Annotated in this window: 8 protein-coding genes; 3 read left to right on the forward strand and 5 right to left on the reverse strand. The window is 64.4% G+C overall.

The features are described 5' to 3' along the window. Positions 1-12: 12 nt before the first annotated feature. Positions 13-792 carry a class II aldolase/adducin family protein gene (locus FNJ47_RS23585; RefSeq protein WP_163157393.1) on the reverse strand — a complete coding sequence of 260 codons (780 nt, stop codon included), beginning with the start codon at positions 790-792 and terminating at the stop codon, positions 13-15. Positions 793-961: 169 nt separating this feature from the next. After that, positions 962-2,611 carry a glycosyltransferase family 39 protein gene (locus FNJ47_RS23590; RefSeq protein ID WP_163157394.1) on the reverse strand — a complete coding sequence of 550 codons (1,650 nt, stop codon included), beginning with the start codon at positions 2,609-2,611 and terminating at the stop codon, positions 962-964. A 339-nt stretch (positions 2,612-2,950) separates the two neighbouring features. Between FNJ47_RS23590 and FNJ47_RS23595 the strand changes: the two genes are divergently transcribed. Together FNJ47_RS23595 and FNJ47_RS23600 are read left to right on the forward strand one after the other, a co-directional pair. After that, the gene (locus FNJ47_RS23595; protein WP_163157396.1) at positions 2,951-3,832 is read left to right on the forward strand and encodes a DUF308 domain-containing protein; all 882 of its coding nucleotides are present in this window, start codon (positions 2,951-2,953) and stop codon (positions 3,830-3,832) included. A 183-nt stretch (positions 3,833-4,015) separates the two neighbouring features. Beyond that, a complete protein-coding gene (locus FNJ47_RS23600) occupies positions 4,016-4,429 on the forward strand; it encodes a Ros/MucR family transcriptional regulator (protein ID WP_163157398.1) in 414 nt (137 codons plus the stop codon). 5 nt (positions 4,430-4,434) lie between these two features. Here FNJ47_RS23600 and FNJ47_RS23605 read toward each other — a convergent pair whose 3' ends face one another. The 3 genes from FNJ47_RS23605 to FNJ47_RS23615 all read right to left on the reverse strand — a co-directional run bounded on the left by FNJ47_RS23605 (position 4,435) and on the right by FNJ47_RS23615 (position 5,668). After that, the gene (locus FNJ47_RS23605) at positions 4,435-4,863 is read right to left on the reverse strand and encodes a SufE family protein (protein WP_163157400.1); all 429 of its coding nucleotides are present in this window, start codon (positions 4,861-4,863) and stop codon (positions 4,435-4,437) included. A gap of 143 nt (positions 4,864-5,006) precedes the next feature. After that, entirely contained in the window at positions 5,007-5,390 is a 384-nt protein-coding gene (locus FNJ47_RS23610) for a DUF5330 domain-containing protein (protein WP_163157402.1), read from the reverse strand. Positions 5,391-5,407: 17 nt separating this feature from the next. Then, positions 5,408-5,668: a hypothetical protein gene (locus FNJ47_RS23615; RefSeq protein WP_163157404.1), complete on the reverse strand. Its 261-nt coding sequence runs from the start codon at positions 5,666-5,668 to the stop codon at positions 5,408-5,410. 143 nt (positions 5,669-5,811) lie between these two features. Between FNJ47_RS23615 and FNJ47_RS50210 the strand changes: the two genes are divergently transcribed. Further along, positions 5,812-6,103: hypothetical protein (locus FNJ47_RS50210; RefSeq protein ID WP_163157361.1), on the forward strand; the 292-nt coding region annotated here is incomplete at its 3' end.

Below are 6,103 nucleotides of genomic sequence, written 5' to 3' on the forward strand. Positions count from 1 at the left end.
ATTGTGAAATTTTCAATCACGGTAGCCGGGATTGACCCTGTCGAGCTTGCGCAGCAGCGGCGGCCAGACCAGCTGGGTCGAGCGCAGCTCGGCGCGGTCCGGGTTGGAAAGCAGCTCGGTGTTCTTGTCGATCGCCTGCTGCTCGACCGGATAGGCGATCGGTCCGAGCGCACGGGTCGCCACCTGCATCGAGCAGGCGCGCTCCAGATGGTACATCCGCTCGAAAGCGGAGGCGACCGAGCGGCCGACCGTCAGCGTGCCGTGATTGCGCAACAGCATGTGGTTCTTGGTACCGAGATCGCGTTGCAGGCGCGGGCGCTCGTCATGATCGAGCGCGATGCCCTCATAGTCGTGATAGGCGAGGTCGTGGGTGACGAGCTGCGCGGTCTGGTTCAGTGGCAGCAGCCCGTCCGGGCCGCTCGACACCGCGGTGCCATCGACCGTGTGCAGATGGAGCACGCAGCCGGCGTCCTCGCGCACCTCGTGGATTGCCGAGTGGATGGTGAAGCCGGCCGGGTTGATGCTGTAGTCGCTCTGCGAAAGCTGGTTGCCGTCGAGGTCGACCTTGACCAGACTCGACGCGGTGATCTCGTCGAACATCAGTCCGTAGGGGTTGATCAGGAAATGATGCTCGGGCCCCGGCACGCGGGCCGAGATGTGGGTGTCGACGAGATCGTCCCAGCCGTAGAGCGCGACCAGCCGGTAGCAGGCCGCAAGGTTGATCCGCTGCTCCCACTCCGCCGCACTCATGTTCGACGGCACTTCCTTCAGGCGCGCTTCCGCTGGCGACATGGCCGATTGCTCCGTTGATGGCTGTTTCCTGCGTCGAGCCTAGCGTCGGCGCCGGATCGCGGCAAGGCAGCGTATCGGCGTGACAGTCATGTCAGCATGCGACGGCTGGCCCACGAACCGGAAGGTCATGCTCCAGAAGTGGGCTGGCGCGTAACAGACGTGCTTTGGGCTACGGCGCCGGGATCGCCAGCAGGCTCGAGATGCTGCGGCCGCGGATGTCGTAGACGCGGGCGAACACGACGTCGTCGCGCTTGATCTCGACCATGACAGGCGCGGCCAGGCCCTTGCAGTAGAACTCGCCGAGCGTCATCGCGAAGTCGGCGGCGTGACTGTCCCAGCCGATCGTGAAGTCCGGTCCGAGTGCGACCTGCGCGGGGCGCTGCGGTCCGCAAACCGCGACCTTCCACTTGCGGTGCTGCGGCGGCACTTCCTGCCGTTCCGCCAGCTGCTCGCGCAACCCGTCGGATGCCTGCTTCAGCGCCAGGCCCCAATAGTCCAGCATGAAGAAATTGTCGGCGGTCCGCACCGTGCCTGCGATGTGGTTGAAATGCGTATACTGATACGGATGCAGCCGGATCATTTCGCTGAGCGGCAGCAGCAGGCCGAATGCGAACACGGCGAGCGCCGCAGGCTGCCAGGCGCGGCGATTGTCGCCGAGCCAGTCCATGCCGCGGGCGAATGCGACGCCGCCGAGCACCGCCATCGGCGGGATCACGAAGATGAAGTGGCGGATGCCGTTGTAGAGCGCCGGCCGCTTCACCATCGCGATCACCAGCGGCAGTGTCGCCGCCAGCGTCAGCATCAGCATGATCGACTTGCGCTTGGCGGTCACATCCTTGCGCGACAGCGACATGAAGGTGGCGACGACGGCTGCGGTCAGCAGCACCAGCAGCACTTCGGGAAGCTGCAAGGCGAACAGCGTCGGCAAATAGGACCACGGCATGTCCGGCACCGACACCAGCGCGCCGTCGAACATCTCCTTCCACGGCTTCTCGAAGAAGTGCGAGAAATACGTCACCGCTTCCAGCGGATGGCCGGGCTCCATGATCGACCACGGCCAGATCAGGCCCATCACGAGATAGCCGAGAGCAAGCCCCGGCAGCAGCACATAGACGACATGGGCAAAGCGGTGGGTCGCCTCGCGCGCACCCTGCTTGCGGTATTCCTCGATCCACAGCGGTATGAAGCCGATCACTGCGTAGATCAATGCGAGCCCGCCTAGCACGCGACAGCCGATCGACAGGCCGGCCCCTAAGCCCACGATCAGGATCGTGCGCGGCGAGGGCGCCGGATATTCCTCGATCAGGCGGACGAGGCCCATGATCAGGACCACCATCGCGACGGCGAACGGTGCATCCTTCGGATTCATGAACATGTGGCCGTAGAAGGTCGGGCACAGCGCCAGCAGCAGCAGCGCCGCCAGTCCCGCCAGCGGGCCTCCGACGCGGCGCGCCAGGCGCCAGGTTACGGCAAGACCGATCACGCCGACGACCGCGCCGAGCAGGCGGCGCGTCTCGAACAGTTCCAGCGGAATGATCTTGTGCAGCAGGGCCGCAGCCATATCGAAGCCGCCGCCGTACATATAGAGGTTGGCGAACGACAGCGCGCCGGTGTCCTTGAACCCGGACCCGTACATGCGCAGCAAGAGGTCGGCGTATTCAGCGTGGGTGTAGTCGTCCCAGCCCAGACCGTAATCGCGGAAAGTGAGGCCGGCGACCACGGCCACCACGCCGAGGACGAGGAAAGCGAGATCGTCGCAGGTCTTCTCCACCGAGCGCCGCGCAGGCGCCTCGAGGGCAGACGTCGTAATAGATGACATAGCTAGTGATACCGGCGTGCCTGTGGCCCAGTTTGGCGCTTTAGGGCCTCATTCCCCGGCATCCATAGCGCAGTTCCGTTTCTGAGTAATTGGGAATTGTGGCGTAATTTCCCAGATGCGCTGCAATAAATTGGCAGCAATTCGTAGCCAGTAAATCTACGGGAGCAGGGCGCTGGCGCAGCCGGTATTCGCGCCGGGACCGAGTGCGTCCCGCCCGGTTAAGCGGGATTTTAGGGAACTCCGTCTACAATTGGCGGTTGGCGGTGTGGGCAATATGACGGTATCGTGGCGTTCGAGGCCCGCGCCGATTTTCGGTCGGGTCTCCCGGGGGTTAGTTCGATGATGGTTGGTCTGTTGGTCGTCGGCGCGGGCCTGGTTGTGGCGGGCTTGGCGGCGGTCGGCTTGGGTATCCCCTACAAGGAATTCAGCGTCGGCAGCACGTTGATCGCGACCGGCGTGACCGGCGCATGCACCGGCGCCATCGTGCTGGCGCTTGCCGCAGTCGTTCGGGAACTCCAGGTCATTGCCGCGCGACTCGAGCCCGCTGGCGCAGGCACCCGGTCGGAGTTTCCCCCGCTGCCCGCAACTTCCCCGCGCAATGGCTCCCACGAGACGGCTCTCCCGCCGCCGCGTGAGCCCAAGGTTGCTGCTCCCCCTGCGGTCCCGGCATCTGCACCCGCGGCGCCGCCGCCCTGGCACGACGAAATCGCCGCGCGCAGCTCGCCCGGCGAGGCGCCGCCGCCCGTGCCGGGCGCAGCGCCGGCGGACGATGCAGCGCCGCCGAAGCGGCGCAACCTGCTGTTCTCATCCTCGCGGAAGGAGCGTGAGCGGACCCAGACGCGTGCCGCCGAGCCGCTGACGCCGGATCTGTTGTCGCCGGAGCTGCGTCCGGGCCCGGCCGCTTCGCCCGAACCCGCACCGGCCACGTTCGACGATGCCTGGCCGAAGGCCGACCGGCCGAGGTCGGTCGATGTCGCCCCGCGGCGCACGCCCCGGCCGTCAACCTTCGGCGAGACCCAGTCGCCCGCCGCCTCGCCGTCATCAGGCCATCCGCCGCCGCCCCAGGAGCAGCCCCCCGTGACCGTGCTCAAATCGGGCGTGGTGGACGGCATGGCCTATTCGCTCTATTCCGATGGATCGATCGAGGCGCAGATGCCCGAAGGCATGATGCGGTTCGCCTCGATCGACGAGCTCCGCTCGCATCTGGAGCAACGGCCGTAGATCTACCGGAATACTTGCGAGCGTGCGGCCCGAAGTCTAAAACACGGGCGTTCTTGTCAGATTTCCTGTAATCCGATCATATTCGCGAAGTAGTACGCGATTCTATTAATGTATTTTCGTCCTCGGATACTGTCCGAACAGCCCGCAACGCCGCGCCGTCGAGAGCACGGGGAAGGTTGAGCCATGTCCGATACGTCAGGCAAAACGCCGGTCGAGCTGACCGCCAGCATCGTTTCGGCCTATCTCAGCAACAATCCGACGCCGGCCTCTGACATTCCGAACCTGATCAGCCAAGTCCACGCCGCCTTGCAGCGTGTGTCGAGCGGGCGCACCGACACGCCGAGCGAGCCGGCCAAGCCTGCGGTGTCGATGAAGAAGTCGATCACGCCCGAATATCTGGTGTGTCTCGAGGACGGCAAGCGCTTCAAGTCGCTGAAGCGCCATCTGCGCACCCAGTACAACATGACGCCGGAGCAGTATCGCGACAAATGGGGGCTGCCGGCCGACTATCCGATGGTCGCGCCGAACTATGCGGTGGCGCGATCGCAACTCGCCAAGAAGATGGGACTGGGCCAGCAGGCGCGGAAGCGGAAGTAAGGAACTTACGCGGACGCCAGCGCCTCGCGCGCATCGTTGCGGATGCGATCGACCATCGAGCGGAGGCCGTTGGAGCGCTGCGGCGTCAAATGGTCGCGGAAGCCGAATTCGTCGAACAACGCGAGCGCGTCGGTCGCGAGGATGTCCTTCGGCGTGTGCCCCGAAAACAGCGTCAGCACGATCGCGACCAGACCGCGCACGATATGGGCATCGCTGTCGCCGACATAGATCAGGCGCGGTTCACCATTGGCAGCGCGCTCGACCCGCTTCGACAGCCAGACCTGGCTGACGCAGCCCTGCACCTTGTTCTCGGCCGAGTGCTCGGCCTCCGACAACGGCTCGAGCGTGCGGCCGAGCTCGATGACGTAGCGGTAGCGGTCATCCCACTCGTCCAGCAGCGCAAAATTGTCCCTGATTTCGTCGATCGTCGTCATCGTGGTCCGCGTCCTGTGCTTAACGGCTTATATAGGAAGGCGGGCCGCGAAAGCGACGAAAATGGAACCGGTTCCCGGTGGTTTTGACGCGTTTTCCTCACGCGAACCGGTATCGGGCTCGCTCGAAAGCGCTCTGATTGCGCTCACGGCGTCGGCGGCAGGCGGAATTCGATCGTCTGGTCGTCCGCGGTCAGCGTGTCGCGGGATGCGGCAAGCGCGGAATCGGTATCGTCCTTTCCGATCGAGCCGGTGTGGTCGGGCGGCTTCTTGTCGGTGATGATCTGGTAGATCTTGCGGGCGCCATCGGTGGCGCGCTGGCCGATCGCGGTCGCAGCCTGGCCGCCGACTTCACAGGCGGACGGCTGACGTTTGCAGAATTGACCCATGTCGTTGATCGTCGCGGTCGCGGCCGACACCGCGTCCGATGCGCTGATCTGCGGCGTCTTGTCCGCTTCAGGTGTTTTGTCTCTCGGCAGCAGCACGAGCACCAGCCCGAGCCAGAAAGCCAAACGCAGCAGGAAGAACATGGCGCGATCCCGGTCGTCTATCTGTCTTTGCTTCTTGCGCGGTCGATGCCGCTGTTTGCCTCAGGGGTAGCACCGGTCGATAAATCGGAAGTATCTGCATTGAAGTAAATCCGCCGGAAAATCGCGGAAAATTCGCCTGAATTGATTCGCCGTAAATTTTCGATTGATGGCCGCTGATGGTGCCGCATGCAAAGCACCACCATTTCGAAACCATAGAACGTCGCATCCGGAAACCAGCCGTTCACCATCCCCGACAAATGACCGGTGAATAGCAGCATCGAACCCTCACCAATGCACGGTGTTTGGCAGCAGGCCGCCCCGCCTTAGCGTTCGCTTAAGTTCGCTCTGACACGTTGACCTGCAATCACGAAGGAGGCGTTCCGGCGCGTCCAACTGACGATTGAGCCGAAGCGCGAGTGCTGTGAGTAGTTTGAGTCTGATCCGCGATTGCCTGGATGCGCTGCTGCATCCGTCGGCGCAATATGATGCGCTGACGCGCGCGCGCCACCGTGCCTTCATGGCGCCGCGGCTGCTCGGCAGCCTGGCGGCGCTGGCTTCGTTCCCTGCCTTCCTGGCGATGCGCGGCGCGCCGACGGCGTCGATCTCGCCGTTCGTTACGGACGCGCTGACCGCGCCGATGAAAACTCGGTGCTGTTCAGCGACCGTTATATTGCCGTTGCGGCGAGCGCGATCTGCCCGCCGGATGGCCGTCT

The organism is Bradyrhizobium uaiense (genome assembly GCF_010811875.1).
Lineage (GTDB): Bacteria > Pseudomonadota > Alphaproteobacteria > Rhizobiales > Xanthobacteraceae > Bradyrhizobium > Bradyrhizobium uaiense.

Bases quoted from the DNA above. Each gene is read 5' to 3' on its own strand.
- FNJ47_RS23590 (WP_163157394.1), bottom strand. From the start codon at position 2,611: ATGTCATCTATTACGACGTCTGCCCTCGAGGCGCCTGCGCGGCGCTCG.
- FNJ47_RS23600 (WP_163157398.1), top strand. From the start codon at position 4,016: ATGTCCGATACGTCAGGCAAAACGCCGGTCGAGCTGACCGCCAGCATC.
- FNJ47_RS23585 (WP_163157393.1), bottom strand. From the start codon at position 792: ATGTCGCCAGCGGAAGCGCGCCTGAAGGAAGTGCCGTCGAACATGAGT.
- FNJ47_RS23610 (WP_163157402.1), bottom strand. From the start codon at position 5,390: ATGTTCTTCCTGCTGCGTTTGGCTTTCTGGCTCGGGCTGGTGCTCGTG.
- FNJ47_RS23595 (WP_163157396.1), top strand. From the start codon at position 2,951: ATGATGGTTGGTCTGTTGGTCGTCGGCGCGGGCCTGGTTGTGGCGGGC.
- FNJ47_RS23605 (WP_163157400.1), bottom strand. From the start codon at position 4,863: ATGACGACGATCGACGAAATCAGGGACAATTTTGCGCTGCTGGACGAG.
- FNJ47_RS23615 (WP_163157404.1), bottom strand. From the start codon at position 5,668: ATGCTGCTATTCACCGGTCATTTGTCGGGGATGGTGAACGGCTGGTTT.